Below are 18,769 nucleotides of genomic sequence, written 5' to 3'. Positions count from 1 at the left end.
CGGCGGGTTTCATCTAAATTGGGTGGCGTGGTTCACAGCTGATCCTGTGCATAGATCCCAGCACTGATCACTGAACTGCCCACAGTCAACTGACCGTACAGCAGCCCCACCGGATTGCCCTGGGCACTGGTATTGACCGCGCCATTGAAGCTGTAGCTGGCGCGGTTGTCGGGACGGTCCATGGCTCCCAGCCCCTTGAGCTGCGGTGACATCATCTGCATGACCCCGCCCATGGCCATCGCGATGCCCATCTGTGCGGCAATAGTCCACCCCGTGGTGCCCGTGGTACCGACAAATGTCGACGTTCCTCCAGCAGCCAGCGCACCACCGGAGAAGTAAGAAGCCGCCACCACCAACGCGACGCCAATGATCGTTTGCAGCCCACCTGAACGCTTGCTGCCGATCAAGACCGGCGCAATACGGATATCGCTGTTGCCACTGGGCGCGTTCAAACGGTCGTGACCGATATTGTCGCGCCCCAGAAACAGCGAGTAGGTCAGTCCGCGGTCCTTGGACTCCATCAGGAAAGCCTCGAATCCCGGAATCAGGATGCACAAGGCTCTTACCGCTTCCGAGGCATTGCTGACCGCCAGCCTGTGCACCCGGCCAAAACGTGCACCCAGGGTGCCGTAGAGGCGGATGACCCGGATTTTTTGCTGATTCATCACATCACTCCCGGGAACAAGATCCTCGGTTGAACTCAAGGAAAGGCGATGCACTTCAAGCCATCGCCATAAGCTGGCGATGTCGCCAGATGCTGACCGTTACCTCGTCCCAGTAACCGCCATAGATGTCGCGCTTGCTGTCACGTCCATAGAGGTGATGGAGGATCGAGCCCGGTGCGGGGAAATGCTCCGGTTCGCTCTTGAGCACGCCATCGGCCAGGTAGATCGCTGCGTGATTGGGCACCGGTGAGCGAATCTGCATCAGCACCACATCCCCCTGGCGCAGATCACTGACCCGCTCGAATCCGGCCTGGGGCAAATGCTCCAGATAGAGATTGCCGCCCTTGTCCCACCAACCGTCTTCACGCTGGTAGTTGCCCAGCTCGATACCCAGCTCCCGACGGTAGTAATCCAGGATGATGCTCAGGCAGTCGTGGATGCCATGGGCAAAGGCCCGGCCAATCAACGGCGCTTGATACCCGGTGGGTGCCAGGCTGGCCCAGTCGCCCTTATGCAAGGTGCCAGCATCGTCCTTGCGTACCTCCAGGATGTGCCAGGGCAGGCCCGAAGCCTCGCAGGCCACTCTGTCCGCCTCGCTGGGAGCCGGCGGGTAATCCGGGTGGCTGTGGATCACCGCCAGCACCTCGCCACGTTCTTCCGCCGCCGCGTAATCCTCGGGCGCCAGGCGAAAATGCTCGCTGGGCGTGGCAGCGGTATTGCGACAGGGCACATAGACCCGCTTGCGCCCCTCGCGGATCAACAGCCCGCAACACTCCTTGGGATACTCGGCCAGGGCATGGCGCTCGATGGCCGACAGGTTCGCTTTGTTCATGGTCAGCTCCGTAGCAGCCCGGCCGCTGGGAATGAACCGAAGGGCAACGGATTGTTTTCGCCGAAACGCAGCTTGCAGCTGCTCAATCGCCCACCGCATTTATCCTTGGCAGCATCGGTGACGATCACATCATTGAGATCCGCCACCGGGCCGCCGTTGTACCCGCAGTAAGGCCCGCGATACCCGCCACAACTGAGCCACCAGCAGACGTTGGCGACAATCTGCCGTCGTGGCAGTTGCACGCCGTTGAAGTCCAGGGCGCTGGCCAGTTCGAACTTCACCACCTCGTTGTCTTCGCTAGACTTGCGCTCGACATACCAGATATCCGGTGGCAACTCCTCTTCAGGGTCGGCTTCCGGCTGGCCATCCAGGTACTTGCCGAGGGTGCGGTGACGAATCAACCGGGCCCCGACCAGGTCCTCGAAGTACAGCACCAGGGCCGTGATAAAACCGCCGACGTTACCGACTGACAGCGTCGGTGTCGGCTGCGCGCCCTTGCCGGTCATTTCAAAACCCTCGGCCTGAATCGGCCAGGGTGAATACTCGAGCCCCTGCCAGAAGATCGACGACTGCTGGGGGTAACCGTGAAAGCGATAAAGCTCGGCGCCGAGGCTGGTGGCGTCGAGCTCAAAAAGCTCCACCCACGCGCCTGGCTCCAGGGTCTGGATATCGGCCGTGATCGGCATGGTGTTTCCTCGGGCAAAAAAAATCCCGCTCAAGGGCGGGCCTGTGGGGCTCAGCGTAGGAACCTATGGGGCTTCGATTCCTGCACCGATCATGGTGCGGGCTTGGGTGCGCTTGGCGGATACATTTTCTGGAATGGTCTTTCCAGTTTCCAACAACCGCATCACATACCAATCGGTTTCAAACAGGTACTTCCGGGCCTCGCGGTCCTCCTGCTCTTTCTGGATGCTCTCCTGGGTAGGTATCGGCTTGATCTTGGACAGGTCCATCTTTCAGTTCCTCGATGACTGGGGGGTGTTCTGGTTCCGGGTCAGGCTGTGGAAGGTCGACGGGACCGTCGCCGGTTGTTGTGACCTTCTCGGGGTACGCCATACGGCGCGGCGCCTGTAGTGGCGTCCTAAATAGAATGGTCAGGTGATACCCGTCCTCGCGGTGCTCGATACCCCCTCGGAAAACAACCTCGTGAACGTCGGCCCCATCAATCATGCTGCCGACCGGAATCGGCGACAGGTCGAAGTCCTGGCCGTCAATCGTGATCACGGCCCCTTTTACAGATATCGTTGTAGGTGTGTAATTGCTTACCTGTGCCTGGGGGCTCAGCTTGATATAGAAGTTCATTATTTCCACCTCCCGATGGCTACGCACGAAATATCAGCGGCTGCGCCAGAAATGACGGAAACAGTCCTAACGTCTAGAACACCGGTAAGTGACGCTACCGTGTTTGATATGCACCAGCAGGCGCTACCAGCAGGGTTATCAGCGGAAAACGACACTGCCGGCCTATCGCCGACAAACGGAATGGCCCATGAAAACCACGTACCAAGGTCAAGCCAGAGCGACCCTTGCTGTATTGACGTGTTAGATGATCTTTTTCTTGCCGTCCAGCAAATCATAGTCCCGTCAGCCAGCAGCACGGCGCGGCCGTTGACGTTCTCGACGTACTGGGTGTCAAGCCGGCGCCACGGAAGAACGGTCCCGTTGATTGATCCCCTAAACCCGAAGTAGCTTGCGTCAAGCGTCATACCAATCTGATTCCAGCTACCTGTTGGTACGTCATAGGTGACGTCGACAAGGGTCCCGAAGTGGTCGGATGGCCTCGCGGGAGAGCCCGGCTCAAATCTTGAGAACCCTGCGACTGGCGGTGTTGCCGTTCCGCTGTACGGAGTCGAGGCGGCTCCCAGCCCGAAGTCGCCAACCTTCAGGATCTCCATCCATGGACTGAAGGTGGTAGGAGTATTTGTGTAGGACCTGTACCATTTCTTTTCACCGAATGGGTGCCCTTGTGTCGCGGTAAACACCTGCGAGCCGCTAGTTGCCGAGTGTGGTGATACCTCAAGGCTCCCAAATACGTCCGCCCTTGGAGCGCCAGTCGCTCCAAGGGCGCAACTGTAGACGCCCTGAGTGAGCGCTTTGTTGAGGTCAGTGATCTTTGGCGGGGAGTTGGTGCCAATCCCGTAGTCACCCTGGAGAACGAGGCGAACTGGCGGCTGATCAACGCCAGCGCTCCAGCGCTTAAACCAGAGCTTGTCGGAGTTGATCGACATGATCAGCTTGCAGCCCCAGGCGGCAGCTCGGCTACCATGGATCGCAATTCCACCCTCGGTATTGGAAGGCGCCCCTGCGGTGTCAGCGGCCCACCCATAGATACCCGTTTCAGGGTTGGTCGAAAGGGTATTACCGGGGATCAGCGCGGTATCTTTGGTCCCGACCCCGTAGTCGCCAGTCTTGAGCACTCGACCCCATGGTCCGGGAGCCACCCCGGCCTGACTGCGAAGCCACATTGCAGCGCCTGCGCCTTGACCGAACGCGAGCTGGGTCCAAAAGCCGGGTGAGTGGGAGACGTGCTGAAGCGAGCACCCGCCCTGCCCTGGCTGGTTCAAGGTGGCAGACGTGACCTTGTGGTAGCCGCCCTTGGTGATCAGGTTGCAATCGTCTGCATCGGCGCCCGTGTCACCGCCCAGGCCGAACTCGCCCTTCTTGATGCTCTGGTTTATCTGGGCCTGCAACTTCGCAAAGGCCTGCAGGACTGTGTCCGTGGCCACGATGGCAGCATTAACCAGCGACCCCAGGCCAGCCAGCGTCGTCGAGCGCACACGGGCGCCAAGCTCAGAACCAGGCACTGCTGCATCAGCCTTCGCCTGTGCGGCCGCGGTACGGGCATCGAGTTGGGCGAAGTTTGCATTGATGATGGCACCGCCAGAACGCAGGTCATGGCCACTACCATCATTCGGCGTACTGCCGATGTTGACTGGATCAATACTCATGGATGAAATGCCTGTTCAAAAGTCGCACTGAGCGAATAAATTCCCGCCCCCAACGGCGAGGGTTGATAAGTCTTGCAGCGATACAAAGCCTGCTCGCCCAAGGGCGGCGTCCAGTAAAACGGCATCGCTCCGGCATGGGCGTCGATAAAGGCGACGATGGGTTTGATCGTCTTGTCGTCGCCGACAAAGGTCAGCGGCCAGGACTGACTCTTGTTGTTGATCCCGTCCTGGGCCACTTGCTGGTAACCGTCGCCAAAGCGCGCCGACTTGAGGCGAAATTCGACACTGCCCACGGGCTCGATCTTGGGTACCCAAGTGAATGTTTCGATAGTCATGGTGTTCTCCGGGCGTGAGCCGTTGCGGCCGCTGGGAATCAGCGGCCGTTGATGACGGACCAGATCTGGCCGCCCGGTTTCAGGTCACGCGCGATCTGCTCGGCAGCGCCCTGTTTTGCCGCGCTGGCGTAGGCATTGGCCAGGCTCTGGGAATTCATGCCGGCACCCGAAGCACCGGCTTGTCCGTCAGGCACGTTGATGGTCTGTTGGATCAGCACTTGCTGATTGCTGGTGGTGCCGGACTGTCCGCCACCCAGTGCAACGACCCCCAGCGAACCGTCGGCAGCGCGACTTAAGGGCATGATTGCCTCTGGGCCGGCTTCACCGAACAGGGCCATAGGAGCCAACATTGGAGCGGTGGCCACCGTGTTGGTGAAGGCACCGCCCTTGGCATGAGGGAATACAGGAGGGGACAGGCTGGACGCATCGATCTGCGGCTTGAATACAGTCGTGGCGCCATCAACCGTGAACGTGCTTGCAGCCGGAGCAGCGCTGGGCCAAAGGCTCATCACGGCCGAGCCGACCATTCCAAACAACGAACTCAAGGCTTTGGACGCCGCCGTCTTCGCCGCCAGCATCGCCATGTCCTTGAGCACCGACTTGGCAAAATCGGAGAAGGAAAACTTGCCCGTAGTGGCGAACTGGAGAATCGCCGCGTCCATCTGCTCGAAAGCGCTGGTGAACACCGCCTTCGACTGAGCGGCGACGTCACCGGCCTTGTTCATGTAATCGTCCCAGGCAGAGGAGGCACCATTTTTCCAGTCGCCGAGAGACTCGCTCATCTGTACATAGTTGCTTTGAATCTGCAGTGTCATGTCACTGTGCTTGGTCTTCAGCTCATCCAGTTTGATGGCATAGTCGTCGGCCCTCTCCGCGCCACGACCATAGGCATCTCCCGCTGGAAACCTGATTCCCGCTGTGTCGGCATAGGTCGCTGGTGCCTGAGTCGCGCCTTGTGGGTATTGCTTGTCCAGGGCCTCGCGTGCCAACGCATACTTTTCATCGTTGGCACTCAGTTGCGTGGCCAGGTCCTGCTGACGCCTCCCCCGCCCCAACTGAGAGGCGGCAAGGGCACCGGAAGTACGCAGTGACTCAAGCTCGGTGGAGTACGCCCGAAACTTTTTTCCAGATGCCTCCAAGGTTTGCGCATACTCGGTTCCAGCACTTTTGTTCTGCTGGAGCAGTGCGTTCAAGGAGCTTTGGCTTTTTGAAAAATCATCGGCCGCTCTGGCAGCCGGGTCGTAAGCCTTGCGTAGATCATCAAAGGCACTGGCAGTCGTATCCAGTGCCGAAGCCTGCGAGTTCGCCAGAGCAGCGGCGATTTTCCTGCCGGCCTCTTCGACCCGTAGCTGCATGTTGCGCATGCCTTGGTCGGTAATACGCTGGGCCTTGTTCAGGGTCCGCTCCAGGTCGCCAAGGTCCAGTTGCAGACTCCCTCGGGAAGCAGTTGCCATAGGTTTCTCCGGGTCATGAAAAAACCCGTCGAAACGGGTTTGGGAAAAGTGGCCTGGGTCAGCGCCACTCGTTCATTGCGCGTTCGAGCGAAAGCCCCAAACGTTGTTCGTGAGGCATGAAGTCCAGTAACTCCGCCATGCCTCCGCCCAGCCGGTGGGTCTGCAGCGCCACCAGGGCGCTGCCCGCCTCCAGCCGCCTACCGGTATGCAAGGAACCATATCGGTCGATATAGCGCCCCCATGCCAGGGCTTCCTGGTAGGTCATGCGTTCCTTGGCTTCGGCAATGGTCCGGCCGCCAACTCCGTTCAGCACCAGCTCGTGCCAGAACTCATCGGCGGCCGTCAGTTTTTTGCCGCACCACCGGTGCCATTGACCTCATTCACCGCATTGAGAATCAGGAAGCCCAGAGACGGTTCCAGCCCGTAGGCATCGTCATAGCTGAGAGCCTCCGAGCCGTCAGCACCCAGCGCTACCGACGCGGCGATGTAGCGGGCATTGCGGCTCAACTCGCCGTCACTCTCGGCAAACAGACGCTCGATGACACCGAAGGACTGTCGACGTACATGCAGGGTCAAGGTGTCAGTCACCTCCTTGCCGGTCTTGTGGTCGAGGTGGGTCCAGCTCACCTGTTTCTTCACGGGCAGGGCATCGACGATGCCGCCCTTGGCTTTCAGTTGTTTGAGGTTCATGACGTGGTTCAGGCCTTCTTGATCCAGGTGGAACCGCCGGTGCGCTGAATGGTGACGGTGGTGGTGACCACAGCGTTCAGCGCGAAGTTGAACGGGAAGTCCGAGACATAGCCATCGAAGGCGAACCAGGTGCGGGTCGCAGGCAGTTCGAAGTTGTCGCCCTTGGCGTTGACGGTCGGCAGCACACCCTTGCCATCGGACCAGCCGACGACCCATTTGACGCTGGTATCGCCATTGGCTTCGGACAGTTGATGCAGGCGGATATGGCTGGCGTTGGCCGGGTCGGCGTTCAGCCCCAGGCTGGCGGTGCCTGGGGTCCGCAGGCCCTTCTTGTAGCTGCGCTCTTGGGCATTGAGGCTGGTGTCTTCGATCTGCTCGGCAGGTGCACCGCCCGGATCGAAGGAAGTGGCGTGCTCGATTTCCAGCACCGTGTAGGGGCCGCTGCCAGTGACAGAGGGAACCAGGGCAAAGATTTGCGTACCTTGGGTAAGAATCGACATCAGGTGTTCTCCAGACAACATAAAAAAACCCGCGACGGCGGGCTGTGAGTGTTACTCGGGGAGGAAGCTCAAAACGCTGGAACCCTGGGTTCAGGGGGCCGGCGAGCCATCCAGATAAGGGGGAGCATTGGGGTCCGGCTCACGACTCTTGATCAGATCCACCAGCGCCTGGTTGCTGTGCGCCAGCAGGCGAATGGCGCTGTTCAAGGCAGTCTGTCCATCGGTCTGGACCTGAAGTGCGGCGATCAGCCGATTGATCGCCGCAAGGTCTTCGTCATTCATGGGGGCAGTCCTCTCTATCCGTCGAACGTTACCCGGGGCAGCCCCCGGAACTCTGGCGTAGCCAGGATCACTCGCGCCCTGCCGGCAAGAGTTCACTGCCGGCCTTGAGCCCGGACTGCAGCGCCGTCCAGAACTCGGCATTTTCATAGCCCATGGCCCAGACGCTGGTGCCAGCCAGGCCCAACCTGGCCACCAGGGCGGTCTTGGTCTTGATGCTGGCGGCGTCGTCGTACCAGAGCACCGGTTGCGCTCGCTGCGGGGTCCACTCCACGCCATCGGCGAAGGTCTGGACCGGGCCCCAGGTGGCGTAGGGCGTCGCGGAGGCTGGATCCCGATGAGTAACCGCCCGGTGTTCGACAATGATTTCCGAGTAGGCCGACCAGTGCACCCGGTTGCCGATGCTGTAGTCCTGGCCATAGGCGGGCAGCCCGGAAAGGACCTTGCTCGCCGGTACACGTGACACGGCGTAGCTCAGCAACGCCAGCTGCCAGTCAGCGCCCGATTCCGGGCCGGGCCAGACTTCACGGTGGAAGCCGCCACTGCTCCAGCCCGGCCCGACCTGGTCGTAGGTCATCACCTGGAAGTAGTCCACCGCCGCGCCCAGGGCCTTGTAGTCATAGCCTTGCAGGTATTCGGGCTGGGTGTCGCTGAGCTTGGGCGGGATGCTGATGATCAGCTTCTTGTTGCCGGCATGCAGGGCGTTGCCCAGGGCTTTGACGTAGGCGGAAAACGCCGCGCGGTTCCTCGGCTCGACCTTCTCGAAGTCCAGGTTGATGCCGGCGAATCCACCGTCCCTGGCCAGCTTGACCAACTGCTTGATGGTGCCCGTGCTCAAGGCCCGGTCGTTGAGGATGGAGTGGGAGATCGCCGGGTCGAAGGCGCCGATGTCTTCGTTGTAGTCGGAGACGGTCGGGTACAGCGCCAGGGATTGGCTCTTGGCAAAACGAATGATGTTCTGCGTGGTTTCGTTCATGCCGTCCTGGTGCAGCTTGCCGGTGACGGTCAGGCCGTAGGTGCTGCCCAGACCGACGGCAGACAGGTTGCGGTGGAACGCCTGCAGGTTGCTGTAGGACGCTTCGACCTGGCCGTCGGTGTAGGCCAGGACAAACGGAGCCCCATGGCTTGCGGTTGCCAACAGCAAGCTGCACGTGGCGATCAAGGTGCGGAAAAAATGCCGGATCGGCAGGGTGATACCTGGATTCATGAATACTCCTGGAGGCGGCTTGCCGCGTCAGTGGGGAAGATGATCAACGCTCAGAGCTGCTCGACCCTGAGGGGTTTGCGGGCCTGGGGCGGCTTGCCTTTGGCCTTGGCCTTGCCCTTCTTGCCGCCGTTGCACTCGACCGTGGTCGTCCACCCGGATGGGGTGAACAGCTGCTCGACCGAATCCACCAGGTAGTCGCCATCGAGCCCGGCCTTGAACCCCTGGGCATTGATCATGCGCTCGGCAAACAGATCGGTACGCCCCGCAAGGTCCAGGCGCAGGCTGGCGGTGCTGCGATTGAAGGCCGCCAAGCGAGCCTTGGCGGCCTGCTCGGCGGCGGCTTTGTTCGGGTACAGGTGGCGCTCGGTGTACACCGCCGGCGAATCACTCGGCGCGTCGTCGTTACCCAGGTCGATGACCCGCAGCTTTCCGCTCTTGGGGTCCTGGTGTCGGGTCTGCACCGCCTTGTGGGTGCTGCCGTCACTCAGGCGAAACTGGTAGCGACTGACGTCGCCGCGGCCGAGGGTGACAAGCCCCAGGGCCTTGCCGCTGGCACTCTGGCCGCCCTGGCGGGGCAGTACCAGCAGCTTGCCTTCGGCCACCTTGGCGGTGCAGTCGTATTGCCGGGCCAGGCGGGTGATGAAATTGAAATCGGACTCATTGAGCTGATCGATGCGCGGCACCTTGATGGCGAGCGGGCAGATCGGCTGCCAGCCGTTGCGCGCCGCCAGATCACGGACGATCAGCTGCAGCGGGACATTCTCCCAACTGCCACTGCGGCTGGTCTTGCCAATGCCGCGCATGTCGCTGGCCTTGCCGCGGATCTCGATGGCATCGGGCGGCCCGCTCACCACCACTTCATCCACGGTGTAGCGCCCCAGGCGGGTCAATTCCTGGCCGGCGTAGCCGAGGAAGACTTCGATGTTCGCACCCCGCCGGGGCAGGGCCACGGCACCGTCGCGGTCATCGATGCGCAGCTCGAATTCGTCCGACTCCATGCCGGGCTTGTCCGTGGTGCGCAGGGTCAGCAAGCGGTCGTTGATCTGCGCGGTGATGTCCCGGCCATCAGCGACGATTCGAAACGCTGGGGTCATGAACCTTGCTCCAGAAAAAGCCCACCCCGTACTCGACGGGGTGGGTGGATTGAACCCGGGCTCAGTCCCATAGCTGGACCATGGCCTCGGCGCGGGACGGCAGCTTTGGCAGCCGGATCAGTACCCCGGCGCGAAACGGCTGGGGCTCGTCGGCCAATCCCTGGTTGGCATCCAGCACCTCTTCGACACAGCCGTTGAGGTGGCCGTAGTACTGGTGGCACAAGGTATCGAGCAAGTCCCCGTCAGACGTTCTGCAAGTCGTCGCCATAGCTTACGAACTCCAATGAAAAACCTTGTTTGCGAGGGATGCCACCGGCCAGCAGATGGCTCTGATCTTCCTCGATGCTGGTGAGGCACCAGGTGCCCAGTACTTCTCCATAGCCCGTGGTCAGGCTCAGCGGCTGCAAGCGCTGGCCGATGCTGCGCAGGGTCTGCAACTGCCCCAGGCCGCCCTTGAACCCGGGGAACACCGCGCCCTTGAGGGTGATCCGCTCTTCGCCCTGGCCCACTGCTTGCTGGGCGACACTGCGGCTCAGGCGCTCCTGGCCGGCCCAGCGAAACCCGGTCTGGCGCCGCAGTTCCTCGAAGGCTGCGGTGTCGACGTTGAAGTAGTAAGGCTGGGCGCCCGCCCCAAGGGGCTGCAGGATCAACAGGTGGGGAAAAGGTTTTACCGCCTCGGCCGCCGGTGTGGTTTGTTCGACAAACGCCGCCGTCGGGAAGATGTTGCCCAGGGCGGGGCTGATCTGCCCGCCGATCCGGTTGACCGCCGCGCCAGCCTTGGCCACCTGTTCCTGCAGCGCGCCAAGGCGCTGCTGGACCTGCCCCGCCACCGTCACCGCCTGGCTGTATTGGGCCGCCACCTCTCCGACGGCCGACTGCGCGGCACTGATGCCACGCATCGTGCGCTGCAGCTTGGCGCCCAGCACCGGCCCGACCAAGGGCAGGTTCTCCAGCTCCAGGGCGGCGCCGCCGATGTCGCTGATGGCGCCGTTCATGGGCCCCAGCATTGCATCCGCGCTGCGCCGGCCCGCCTCTGCTGCCGCCACCAGGGAACCCAGCCCCGACTGCAGCTGTTCCATGTAAGCCATGCCTTCTCCTTAAACGTGTGCGGCGTCGAACAGCTGGCGAGCGGCAGCCTGGCGGCTGTACTCGTCGAACTGCCAGCGCAGGTGCGGTTCCAGTTCCCGAGCCAGTTGCGCAGGGTCGCGCACATCGCCCTGGACCGAGATCGACAGGTAGGGCGCGAAGCTGAACTGCTGTTCGATGACGGGGGGCAACTGAGACTTGAACGACTCCGGCGGATTGATCGTGGCCGGCGTCGCGGTGGACGCCAATGGACTGGCCATCGAACGCACTGCCTGCCCCATCAGCGGCGGTGTCTGACCGCTCTGGAAGGATTTCGCGATGTCGCCCATGACCGGCGGGAGGTTCTGCCCGGCGTTGCGCATCATCAGCGGACCGGCGGCGGGCATTTGCTTGAGCGACTCGTCAGAGCCAAACATCGCCTTGCCGGCATAGGCGCCCAGTGCGCCGCCGCCCCAGTAACCAAGAGCACCACCAAGGACGGTTCCTACAGCGCCGCCAAAGGCAGTGCCAAGCCCTGGTACGACAGAACCAATGGCAGCCCCGGCAGCCGCACCCATTTTCGCCCCCGCCCAAGCGCCGACCAACCCTCCAGCCGCGCCGCCATAGCCTTCGGCCTTCTCGTCGCGGGTCTTGGCATTCTGATAGGTGTCTGCGATCTGAAGACCGGCATCCAGTACCGACAGGACACCACCACGCTTGACTAGCGACTTGGCGCCACGCAACAGAGACATCAAGCCGTTCCCTGCAACCGTGCCGACTCTCATCCCAGCCTGGGCCAAACGGCTCAAATTGCCTGGGCTGAATACATTTTTCAGGGTCTGGAAAACGCGACCGAGCACGCCGCGCTTGGGCTTTGCGCCAGCGCGACCATTGCCGCCTTTGTTGCCCTTCCTGTTCCTGCCTCCGTCGAGGTCGTAATCACCCGCGCCCATTCCCAGTGCATTGGTGACAAACACGCGCTGGACAAGGTTGGGGTCGACCTTCAACCCACCCCGCAAGACATTCAGCAGGCCCTTGCCCATGGTGTAGACGGCCATGAGTTTTTTCACCGCGACATAAGCGGCGCCCAAGGCAGCCACACCCTGCACCAACGATGGGGTCTGTTCCGCCAGTTCGCTCAGCTTGCCGACCAATAGGGTGATGCCCTTGGCCGCTAGGTCCGTCGCGGGTCGCAGGGCCTCTCCCACCACCCGCTGGCCTTCGTCGATGGCCTGCTCGGCTTCAGCCCACAACTGCCTGGAGGCTTCTCGGCGCTCGGCGAGGTTCCTGGCGAGAACGCCAGAGGCGCTCAACGAATCCTTCTTCACTTGCTCGTACTGCTGCCGGCCCTGGGTCTGGGCCAGCAAGGCCGCCTTGATCTGCATATCGGTGAACAGGTCGCCGGTGCGCAGGGACTCTTCCAGAGCCTCAAGGGTTGCCTTGGCCTTGGCCGGGTCGGTTTCCTTGCTGATCTGCGCCTGGGCCTCGGCCATCTTCGCGGCCTTGGCCGGATCGATGGCCCTGACGTAACGCATGGCCAGGGCAAAGCTCGCCTCCAGGCTCGACATGCCCTTCTGGATGCCGGTGTTCAGCGAAGCCTGATAATCAATGCCGGCCTCTTCGTAGGCTTTGACCGCCTCACCGGAGCCGATCTTGCCTATCCAGTTCTGCAGTTGCCCCGCGGCCTGATCAGCACCGCCCGCGGTGTTCATCTGCACTTGCAGCATCGCCCCCAGCTGGCTCACCGCATCCATACCGGCAAGCCCTTGCGCGCTTGCGCTGTGGAGCAGCGCCGGGAGCAGACGCGCCATGTCGGCGGCTTCAAAATTGCCCGACTGCCCCTGCAGGGCGATAGCCTCCAGGGCCTGCTCCATGACCTTGGGATCACTGATTCCAGCTTTCAGCTCCAAGGCCCGCATCAGTTTTGCGGTGTCTTCGACACTCGCGCCCTGCCCCACCGCAAACTTGGCGGCCAACCCGGCGTAGCCTTGCGCCTTGTCCAGCGACATGCCGCTGCTGGTCATCTGGCTCACCAGAGCGGCCACGTCGTTACGGGCCATCCCCGTGTCACGCGAGGTCTGAGTGACCGTGCGGCTCAACTGTGCTTCCTGAGGCTGGTTGGCCACATTGGCCTTGATCGCGATGTCGCGGATCAGCGCCTGATAATCGGCATTGATCTTGACCGGGATGGCCAGCTTGCCGATCCCGTCCTTGGCCAAGCCATACGCCGCCTTGAAGTCAGCCTTGCCCTGGTCGATCTGCTGCTGCCCCCGGGCCTGCAGGGCGGAGCCACGGGCCACCTTACCCAGGGCCTGATACTCCTGACGCAGTTTGTGCACCTGCACACCCTGCTGACGCAGGCCATCCCGACTCTGCTCCAACCGGCGCAACAGCCCGGCGGCGGAAGCGGCGCCGGAGTCATGGGCCTTTTTCCATTGGTCCTGCAGGCGCAAAGTCTGGCCAATGGTCTGTTCCAGCACCCTGGCCTTGCTGCCCTGCTCCTGCAATTGCCTGATCCGGCCTTCCACTGTCTTGAAGGCGGCGTCCCACGTCGAACTGAGGGCAGTACCAATCACCACCAGTCCCGATTCCAGCTTGCTCGCCATCTGCTACTCCTGCTCTGTGGGTGATGGGCTCAATCCGTGAGCCACCAGACCATGTCGGAAAACCTCATGGTCATGATTTCCTCAGCGGCGAAATGCAGCTCGCTGGCGAGCCGCTTCGCCGCCATCTTCATCACCGCAGGGTCAAAGCTCGTCGTCTTGCACCAGGCGAAAATAACCGGCCTGCAGGCGCTGATAGTCCTTGAGCGCCATGCCCTCCAGGTCCTTGGCACTGATTTGCGCCAGGCTGGAAAACAGCATCAGCTCGCGCTGTTCGTCATCACCGGAAGCCCCGGCATTGGCCGCGCGCACATCACGCACAGTGGGGGCGCGCAAGGTGACCTGGTCGCAGACCACGCCGTTCATCTCCACCGGCTTGCTGAGGCTGATCACCACGTTTTCCGCGCTCAGGGTCATCCACGCCGGGGTCTTGCTGATTGCTTGAGACATGCTGGTGGTTTCCTTACAGGCCCAGGGCCGAACGTTGCGCCGCCAGTTGGTCGACACCGTTGATCACGCGCTTCATGCCCAGGGCATCGATCTCGTAGATCAGGCGACCGTCGACTTCCAGCTTGTAGTAGGTCAGGGCCACGTTGTGCTTGACCTCGGCCTTGTCGCCGGACTTCCAGTCGCCCATGTCGACCTCTTTCAGCAGGCCGCGCAGGGTGACGATCACCGGGGTCACCTTGCCCTTGAGGCCCTTGAAGGCGCCACGGAACACACCGTTGAAACCGCTGCCATCGGCCAGGCCGAACATCTTCAGCGACTCGCGGCGCACGCCGGTGGTGGTGAAACCGGCCTCTTGTTTCTCCATGCCCATGTCCAGTTCCACCGGCACATCCATGCCGCCGACGCGATGCTCCTCGGTCTTGAGGGTCAACTTGGGCAGGGTCAGGCTCGGCACGTCGCCTTGAAAGCTGATGCCATCGACGAACAGGTTCATGTTCGCCAGGGTTTCGGGAATCATTGCCATTGCTGCTGCTCCTTAAGCGGTGTGTTCGAGGACTTCGGTCAGCCATTGGTTGGTGACCTCGACGCGGAAGTTGGGGTTTTCCGCCGGTGGCACGTCGGTGAAGCGGATGTTCCAGTACACCTTGCCCTGCTCCAGCTGGCTGGCGGTGTTGAGTTCGGTGTCGGCGTAGACCTCGAAATTGATGATCGCGCCCTGGTTCTTCAGATCACGCATGAACGCCTGCAGGCCCTCGGTGACGTCCTTGACGTAGGTCGCGGTGATCGAGCGGTCCACTGCCCATTTGTGGCCGTAGAGGATCGCGTCCATGACGATGTCCATCGTCCGTACCCGAGTGACAAAGGCCCACTTCGGATCGCTGGACAAGGTGCGGTTGCCCCACAGGCGGAAGCCGTCGTCGCGAATGATGGTGGTGATGTTGGCGTTGTTCAGCAGGTTGGCGCGGCAGGTTTCATCACCGTCCAGGAACTCGATGGAGCGGGTGGTGCCGGTGATGCCGACGAACTCCTTGTTCGACGGCGAGGCCCAGAAGCCGTACTCGTTGTCGGTCCAGGCAAACAGGCCCGCAACCCAGGCCGAAGCCGGCGCATCGACGCTGGCGCTGGCGCCGTTGTCCCAGTACTGAATGCCCGGGTCGACCATGTAGGCGCGCTTGGCACCGAAATTCTTGGCATACGCCATGGCCGCTTCGTCGGTGCTGTTGGGGCCATCGATGATCGCCAGGCCACGCAGCTTGTCGGCCAGGGCCACCAGCGCAGTGCCGACCGCCTGGGTCGAACTGTGCTTGGGGGTGACCAGCAACCGCGGCTGGGCGTTGAAACGGCTCTTGCCGTCCAGCAGCGCCTGCAGGCCGGTGCGCTTGCCGTCGGCCAGCACCCCGCCGATGATCGCCGAGGTCTGCTCGGCCGCGTCCGCCACCTTGGCCACGCCACAAGCGACGATCACCGCCTTGGCCCGCTGATAGATGGCCTGGCAGGCCTTGGTGATGGCCGCATCCGGGCCCCAGGCTGCAATGGCCTCGCGCTCGTTGGTGATCAGCAGCAGGTCATTGACCTTGGCAGTGGCGGTCGGACCTTCGGTGAAGGTGTCCACCAGGCCGATGATCGAAGACGACGGCAGCGAAATAGTCCGCGTGCCGGTGTCGACGTTGGTGACGGTAACGCCGTGGAAAAAACCACTCATGGATAAACTCCAGACATGAAAAAGCCCCGGGTGAAGGGGGCTGTAAGGGATGTTTGATTAATGGGAAGCGGGAAGGAAAACGCCCCGGCGGTGCGGGGCGTTTATTGGCTTTGTTCGGCGATCCAGGACGGGGCCACTGGACGCTGCTCGATCTGCGGAAAGTCCGGGGATTGCGGCCAGTCGCGCAGGACTTGCATGTACACCAGCAGCTCGGTGAACTGCTGATCCGAGAGGTTGGTGGGTGCCTTGATTTCAAGCTGATCACGGTGACGATCGCGCAACCAGGTCACCGCAGCGAGCTCGGCCAGGCGCCAGGCTCGTTCATCATCCAGGTTGAAGGGTTCCACTATTGCCTGAAGTGCTGGTGGCAGTTCCAGGGTGACCGCAGGAGCCGGACGCATGCCCTCGATCACATTCGCCAAGGCCAATGCATCGATGTCGGGAGAAGTTAAGATTTCTTGGGGGATATAGTGGTTCAGCGTCACATTGCCCCAGTCGACAAGCATGGTGCCAGCGCTAGCCGACACCGAGAGAACTTTAAATCCGCTCATAAGATATTCCCCTTTACTCGATCGGGGCTATTGCCCCCTTCAAAGATCAAGTTGTTGCCATTTTTCTCAATCGAATAACCGCCAGCACCACCTGGATTGCTTGACGCAGCACCAGGGGCACCCGGTGCACCGCCGGCACCACCGTTCCATCCAGCCGTGTACCAACCACCGGCACCACCAGCATCCAGACTGCCAGCCGCTGGGTAGCCGTATCCGTAAGTCGAGTTTTGATACATCCCACCACCCGCGCCACCGGGGCGTCCCGCGCCGCCGCCACCACCGGTATGCAGTACGTTGGGCCAGTAGGCATCCCCACCACCGCCGCCACCGCCGAAAATGTAACCGTTGCGGTTGTCCAGCGTTGCTGGGTAATCCAGTACAAAGGCTGTGGCCCCAGGCAAGGGACGAGGAGGATAGGCACCTGCTCCGCCCGCACCACGGATGTAGTGCTCATTAATGATTTTCAGCGTGGAACCTGGTGGGAAAACACCCGTTCTCAACGAATACCCCGCACCACCGCCGTAGATCATTGCACGGTTGATAAAGAGGTAATTTCGCGCCTTGGTCGGTTTGCCCATGAGCTCGAAAATGCTCGCACCCGCTCGTTCCACCGTATTGATGAACACAACGGTTCGTCGCCAGACCGTGCGCCACCCATTTTCGGTTTTGATGAACAGTTCCGCTCCCTCTCGCCAACCCTCTGCAAGCTTTACATAAGGCATGACACCCGGCCGGTAACCGCCATCGAGTTTTACGTGGAAATTCATTAGGGTTCCTCGTATTGCAGCCAAAGCGTTCCGACCGAGCCGTCAGTTGGAGCAGGGGCGTTTCGAGAATAGATAAAACGGTTCGCCGGCAGTGCATCGGTGATGCCATACCCCGCAAGCGTGGTCGCCTTGTCCGCTTTTCGCGCCGGGTCAAAATTGCCGGAGTTCCATAGCAGGTTGCCAAAGACGGTTGCGGTCTTGTCTGGAAGACTCAAAAGAAGTGGCGTCGTTGTCTCGCCGCCATAACTTGAAAAGATCCTCACGTTGTTGTTCACAAGGTCCATGCGGGCTTCACTAGTGGGCGTCACCCAGCCAAACTCCGGCGAATCGCTACTGTCATTCGACAGCAGTATCGACCCGTTCAGCCGTCCACCCGTAATGGGAAGCAACTTGCTGACTGCACTCGCCAGCTCTGTCTTTGTTGCCCCATCTGCAATGCCATAACCGGACAGTGTCGTTGGGTTGTTACCACTGATAACAATGCCTCGCCTATCGATCGTGACCTGCCGATAAGTGCCTGCAACCTTATCCGCCGCAAGTGCCACTGCCAGGGAGTCGTCCACGTACTGGCGGGTAGCAAGCACCACCGCCGGATCGATCTTCAGCACGATCTGCGCCGTATTGGCCACGATGAAATTCATGCGGATGATCTGGGTCTTGCCGGTACCCTGGACCAGCAGGGGCTTGAAGCTTGGGGCGCAGTTGGCCACCGCCACCAGGTCGCCATCAGCGTCGAACAGGCCGATTTCACGGATCCAGCGCCCGCCGACATCCGGCGGGATCACCTGCTCGGTGATGATGATGTTGGGATTTGCCGGATCGGTACGCACCTGGTTCACCGAGGCACGGCGCCATTCATTGATCAGCTTGGTCTGGGTCTTGCTGGGGATGGGGTCGGTGCCATTGGCATCCCCCACAGCCATCTCCTTGAAGGTCCAAGAGGTGCCCAGGGCGGTGGCGTTGGCCTGTTTCGCCTCGCCCACCGCAGTGAGGATGGCGAAGAACTGACTGTTGGAATCGATCATGAGTACACATCCAGGGTGTCTGTTTCATCAATGCACATGACCTGGCCGTATCGACCGGTCACTTCAATATCGCGGGGGGTCGGGGGATACACGTCGAGCACTTCGCCCTGATCCACGTAGGCGCCGTAGCCGATCACCCCGGAGGTTTCAAGGCTGATGGCCAGGCCCGTCATGTGCCGGCTCACGGGCCTGGCGTCATCGATCAGCCGGGTTAGCTCCTGGTACATCTCTTCGGTGATACCGGTATCCAGCACCCCAACTTTCAGGGCGAAGGTAGCGGCCTCGCCCAGAGGGACCGTCTGCCACCATTCGACCACTTCAATCAGGTAACCCAGCGGCTCCACCACGCGGCGCAGCGCACCGATGGTGCCCTTGCGGGCATGGATGAAGAACGAGGCGCGAATGGCGTTACGCTTGACCGTCTCGCTCCAGCGCGGGTCCCAGCGATCCACCGACCAGGCCCACGCCAGCTGGGGCAGCAGGTGCACGGGGCAGGTCGAGGGGTTGTACAGAGTGCGCAACATGGTGGCGGTGTCACCGCCGTGAGTCGCCTCCAGGGCACGCTCCAAAGGTGTGCTGTTAATCGGCAGCAGGCTGGTCAT

General features: G+C 61.6%; 23 protein-coding genes. All 23 read right to left on the bottom strand.

Going from position 1 to position 18,769, the window contains the following annotated elements; genetic code table 11:
• Nucleotides 1-32 precede the first annotated feature (32 nt).
• Nucleotides 33-665, bottom strand: a complete 633-nt coding sequence (locus U873_RS0107690; protein WP_025127693.1) for a tail assembly protein — start codon at nucleotides 663-665, stop codon at nucleotides 33-35.
• A gap of 55 nt (nucleotides 666-720) precedes the next feature.
• A complete protein-coding gene (locus U873_RS0107685) occupies nucleotides 721-1,497 on the bottom strand; it encodes a C40 family peptidase (RefSeq protein ID WP_025127692.1) in 777 nt (258 codons plus the stop codon).
• A 2-nt stretch (nucleotides 1,498-1,499) separates the two neighbouring features.
• Entirely contained in the window at nucleotides 1,500-2,183 is a 684-nt protein-coding gene (locus U873_RS0107680) for a phage minor tail protein L (RefSeq protein WP_019093175.1), read from the bottom strand.
• Nucleotides 2,184-2,246: 63 nt separating this feature from the next.
• Nucleotides 2,247-2,450: a hypothetical protein gene (locus tag U873_RS0107675; RefSeq protein WP_025127691.1), complete on the bottom strand. Its 204-nt coding sequence runs from the start codon at nucleotides 2,448-2,450 to the stop codon at nucleotides 2,247-2,249.
• Between the two features lie 348 nt (nucleotides 2,451-2,798).
• A complete protein-coding gene (locus U873_RS0107670; RefSeq protein ID WP_025127690.1) occupies nucleotides 2,799-4,445 on the bottom strand; it encodes a pyocin knob domain-containing protein in 1,647 nt (548 codons plus the stop codon).
• Complete coding sequence (locus U873_RS0107665) at nucleotides 4,442-4,780, bottom strand: phage tail protein (protein ID WP_025127689.1); 339 nt, start codon at nucleotides 4,778-4,780, stop codon at nucleotides 4,442-4,444. Before U873_RS0107665 ends, U873_RS0107670 begins: the two co-directional genes overlap by 4 nt.
• Nucleotides 4,781-4,818: 38 nt before the next feature.
• Nucleotides 4,819-6,234, bottom strand: coding sequence for a phage tail tape measure protein (locus tag U873_RS0107660; protein ID WP_025127688.1), 1,416 nt, complete (start codon nucleotides 6,232-6,234; stop codon nucleotides 4,819-4,821).
• A 58-nt stretch (nucleotides 6,235-6,292) separates the two neighbouring features.
• Complete coding sequence (locus U873_RS0107655; RefSeq protein WP_019093181.1) at nucleotides 6,293-6,547, bottom strand: hypothetical protein; 255 nt, start codon at nucleotides 6,545-6,547, stop codon at nucleotides 6,293-6,295.
• A 29-nt stretch (nucleotides 6,548-6,576) separates the two neighbouring features.
• On the bottom strand, nucleotides 6,577-6,924 hold the full coding sequence (locus U873_RS0107650) for a phage tail assembly chaperone family protein, TAC (RefSeq protein ID WP_025127687.1): 348 nt from the start codon (nucleotides 6,922-6,924) through the stop codon (nucleotides 6,577-6,579).
• 8 nt (nucleotides 6,925-6,932) lie between these two features.
• Entirely contained in the window at nucleotides 6,933-7,424 is a 492-nt protein-coding gene (locus U873_RS0107645) for a phage tail tube protein (protein WP_025127686.1), read from the bottom strand.
• A 90-nt stretch (nucleotides 7,425-7,514) separates the two neighbouring features.
• Nucleotides 7,515-7,706, bottom strand: a complete 192-nt coding sequence (locus U873_RS0107640; protein ID WP_025127685.1) for a hypothetical protein — start codon at nucleotides 7,704-7,706, stop codon at nucleotides 7,515-7,517.
• A 67-nt stretch (nucleotides 7,707-7,773) separates the two neighbouring features.
• Entirely contained in the window at nucleotides 7,774-8,910 is a 1,137-nt protein-coding gene (locus tag U873_RS0107635) for a glycosyl hydrolase family 18 protein (protein WP_025127684.1), read from the bottom strand.
• A gap of 50 nt (nucleotides 8,911-8,960) precedes the next feature.
• Entirely contained in the window at nucleotides 8,961-10,004 is a 1,044-nt protein-coding gene (locus tag U873_RS0107630; RefSeq protein ID WP_025127683.1) for a phage late control D family protein, read from the bottom strand.
• 61 nt (nucleotides 10,005-10,065) lie between these two features.
• Complete coding sequence (locus U873_RS0107625) at nucleotides 10,066-10,272, bottom strand: tail protein X (protein WP_025127682.1); 207 nt, start codon at nucleotides 10,270-10,272, stop codon at nucleotides 10,066-10,068.
• Complete coding sequence (locus U873_RS0107620) at nucleotides 10,247-11,092, bottom strand: phage tail protein (RefSeq protein ID WP_025127681.1); 846 nt, start codon at nucleotides 11,090-11,092, stop codon at nucleotides 10,247-10,249. The genes U873_RS0107625 and U873_RS0107620 overlap by 26 nt, the downstream gene beginning before the upstream one ends.
• Nucleotides 11,093-11,101: 9 nt before the next feature.
• Nucleotides 11,102-13,675 (bottom strand): phage tail tape measure protein, encoded by a 2,574-nt coding sequence (locus U873_RS0107615; protein ID WP_025127680.1) that lies wholly within the window; start codon nucleotides 13,673-13,675, stop codon nucleotides 11,102-11,104.
• Between the two features lie 141 nt (nucleotides 13,676-13,816).
• The gene (locus tag U873_RS0107605) at nucleotides 13,817-14,122 is read right to left on the bottom strand and encodes a phage tail assembly protein (RefSeq protein ID WP_025127679.1); all 306 of its coding nucleotides are present in this window, start codon (nucleotides 14,120-14,122) and stop codon (nucleotides 13,817-13,819) included.
• A 13-nt stretch (nucleotides 14,123-14,135) separates the two neighbouring features.
• On the bottom strand, nucleotides 14,136-14,645 hold the full coding sequence (locus U873_RS0107600; protein ID WP_015634355.1) for a phage major tail tube protein: 510 nt from the start codon (nucleotides 14,643-14,645) through the stop codon (nucleotides 14,136-14,138).
• A gap of 12 nt (nucleotides 14,646-14,657) precedes the next feature.
• A complete protein-coding gene (locus U873_RS0107595; RefSeq protein WP_025127677.1) occupies nucleotides 14,658-15,824 on the bottom strand; it encodes a phage tail sheath family protein in 1,167 nt (388 codons plus the stop codon).
• A 101-nt stretch (nucleotides 15,825-15,925) separates the two neighbouring features.
• A complete protein-coding gene (locus U873_RS35865; RefSeq protein ID WP_256244300.1) occupies nucleotides 15,926-16,375 on the bottom strand; it encodes a phage tail assembly chaperone in 450 nt (149 codons plus the stop codon).
• Nucleotides 16,372-17,142, bottom strand: coding sequence for a hypothetical protein (locus tag U873_RS36595; RefSeq protein WP_157838066.1), 771 nt, complete (start codon nucleotides 17,140-17,142; stop codon nucleotides 16,372-16,374). Before U873_RS36595 ends, U873_RS35865 begins: the two co-directional genes overlap by 4 nt.
• Nucleotides 17,142-18,167, bottom strand: coding sequence for a phage tail protein (locus U873_RS0107580; protein ID WP_025127674.1), 1,026 nt, complete (start codon nucleotides 18,165-18,167; stop codon nucleotides 17,142-17,144). The genes U873_RS36595 and U873_RS0107580 overlap by 1 nt, the downstream gene beginning before the upstream one ends.
• Nucleotides 18,164-18,769 carry a phage tail protein I gene (locus U873_RS0107575; protein WP_025127673.1) on the bottom strand — a complete coding sequence of 202 codons (606 nt, stop codon included), beginning with the start codon at nucleotides 18,767-18,769 and terminating at the stop codon, nucleotides 18,164-18,166. Before U873_RS0107575 ends, U873_RS0107580 begins: the two co-directional genes overlap by 4 nt.

Source organism: Pseudomonas sp. PH1b (assembly GCF_000633395.1).
GTDB lineage: Bacteria > Pseudomonadota > Gammaproteobacteria > Pseudomonadales > Pseudomonadaceae > Aquipseudomonas.
This window is presented reverse-complemented; position numbering and strand designations above follow the sequence as displayed.

What these genes read in the sequence shown, in the direction of transcription:
- U873_RS0107690 (WP_025127693.1), bottom strand. Translation starts at nt 665, where the DNA reads ATGAATCAGCAAAAAATCCGGGTCATCCGCCTCTACGGCACCCTGGGT.
- U873_RS0107685 (WP_025127692.1), bottom strand. Translation starts at nt 1,497, where the DNA reads ATGAACAAAGCGAACCTGTCGGCCATCGAGCGCCATGCCCTGGCCGAG.
- U873_RS0107680 (WP_019093175.1), bottom strand. Translation starts at nt 2,183, where the DNA reads ATGCCGATCACGGCCGATATCCAGACCCTGGAGCCAGGCGCGTGGGTG.
- U873_RS0107675 (WP_025127691.1), bottom strand. Translation starts at nt 2,450, where the DNA reads ATGGACCTGTCCAAGATCAAGCCGATACCTACCCAGGAGAGCATCCAG.
- U873_RS0107670 (WP_025127690.1), bottom strand. Translation starts at nt 4,445, where the DNA reads ATGAGTATTGATCCAGTCAACATCGGCAGTACGCCGAATGATGGTAGT.
- U873_RS0107665 (WP_025127689.1), bottom strand. Translation starts at nt 4,780, where the DNA reads ATGACTATCGAAACATTCACTTGGGTACCCAAGATCGAGCCCGTGGGC.
- U873_RS0107660 (WP_025127688.1), bottom strand. Translation starts at nt 6,234, where the DNA reads ATGGCAACTGCTTCCCGAGGGAGTCTGCAACTGGACCTTGGCGACCTG.
- U873_RS0107650 (WP_025127687.1), bottom strand. Translation starts at nt 6,924, where the DNA reads ATGAACCTCAAACAACTGAAAGCCAAGGGCGGCATCGTCGATGCCCTG.
- U873_RS0107645 (WP_025127686.1), bottom strand. Translation starts at nt 7,424, where the DNA reads ATGTCGATTCTTACCCAAGGTACGCAAATCTTTGCCCTGGTTCCCTCT.
- U873_RS0107640 (WP_025127685.1), bottom strand. Translation starts at nt 7,706, where the DNA reads ATGAATGACGAAGACCTTGCGGCGATCAATCGGCTGATCGCCGCACTT.
- U873_RS0107635 (WP_025127684.1), bottom strand. Translation starts at nt 8,910, where the DNA reads ATGAATCCAGGTATCACCCTGCCGATCCGGCATTTTTTCCGCACCTTG.
- U873_RS0107630 (WP_025127683.1), bottom strand. Translation starts at nt 10,004, where the DNA reads ATGACCCCAGCGTTTCGAATCGTCGCTGATGGCCGGGACATCACCGCG.
- U873_RS0107625 (WP_025127682.1), bottom strand. Translation starts at nt 10,272, where the DNA reads ATGGCGACGACTTGCAGAACGTCTGACGGGGACTTGCTCGATACCTTG.
- U873_RS0107620 (WP_025127681.1), bottom strand. Translation starts at nt 11,092, where the DNA reads ATGGCTTACATGGAACAGCTGCAGTCGGGGCTGGGTTCCCTGGTGGCG.
- U873_RS0107615 (WP_025127680.1), bottom strand. Translation starts at nt 13,675, where the DNA reads ATGGCGAGCAAGCTGGAATCGGGACTGGTGGTGATTGGTACTGCCCTC.
- U873_RS0107605 (WP_025127679.1), bottom strand. Translation starts at nt 14,122, where the DNA reads ATGTCTCAAGCAATCAGCAAGACCCCGGCGTGGATGACCCTGAGCGCG.
- U873_RS0107600 (WP_015634355.1), bottom strand. Translation starts at nt 14,645, where the DNA reads ATGGCAATGATTCCCGAAACCCTGGCGAACATGAACCTGTTCGTCGAT.
- U873_RS0107595 (WP_025127677.1), bottom strand. Translation starts at nt 15,824, where the DNA reads ATGAGTGGTTTTTTCCACGGCGTTACCGTCACCAACGTCGACACCGGC.
- U873_RS35865 (WP_256244300.1), bottom strand. Translation starts at nt 16,375, where the DNA reads ATGAGCGGATTTAAAGTTCTCTCGGTGTCGGCTAGCGCTGGCACCATG.
- U873_RS36595 (WP_157838066.1), bottom strand. Translation starts at nt 17,142, where the DNA reads ATGAATTTCCACGTAAAACTCGATGGCGGTTACCGGCCGGGTGTCATG.
- U873_RS0107580 (WP_025127674.1), bottom strand. Translation starts at nt 18,167, where the DNA reads ATGATCGATTCCAACAGTCAGTTCTTCGCCATCCTCACTGCGGTGGGC.
- U873_RS0107575 (WP_025127673.1), bottom strand. Translation starts at nt 18,769, where the DNA reads ATGACCAGCCTGCTGCCGATTAACAGCACACCTTTGGAGCGTGCCCTG.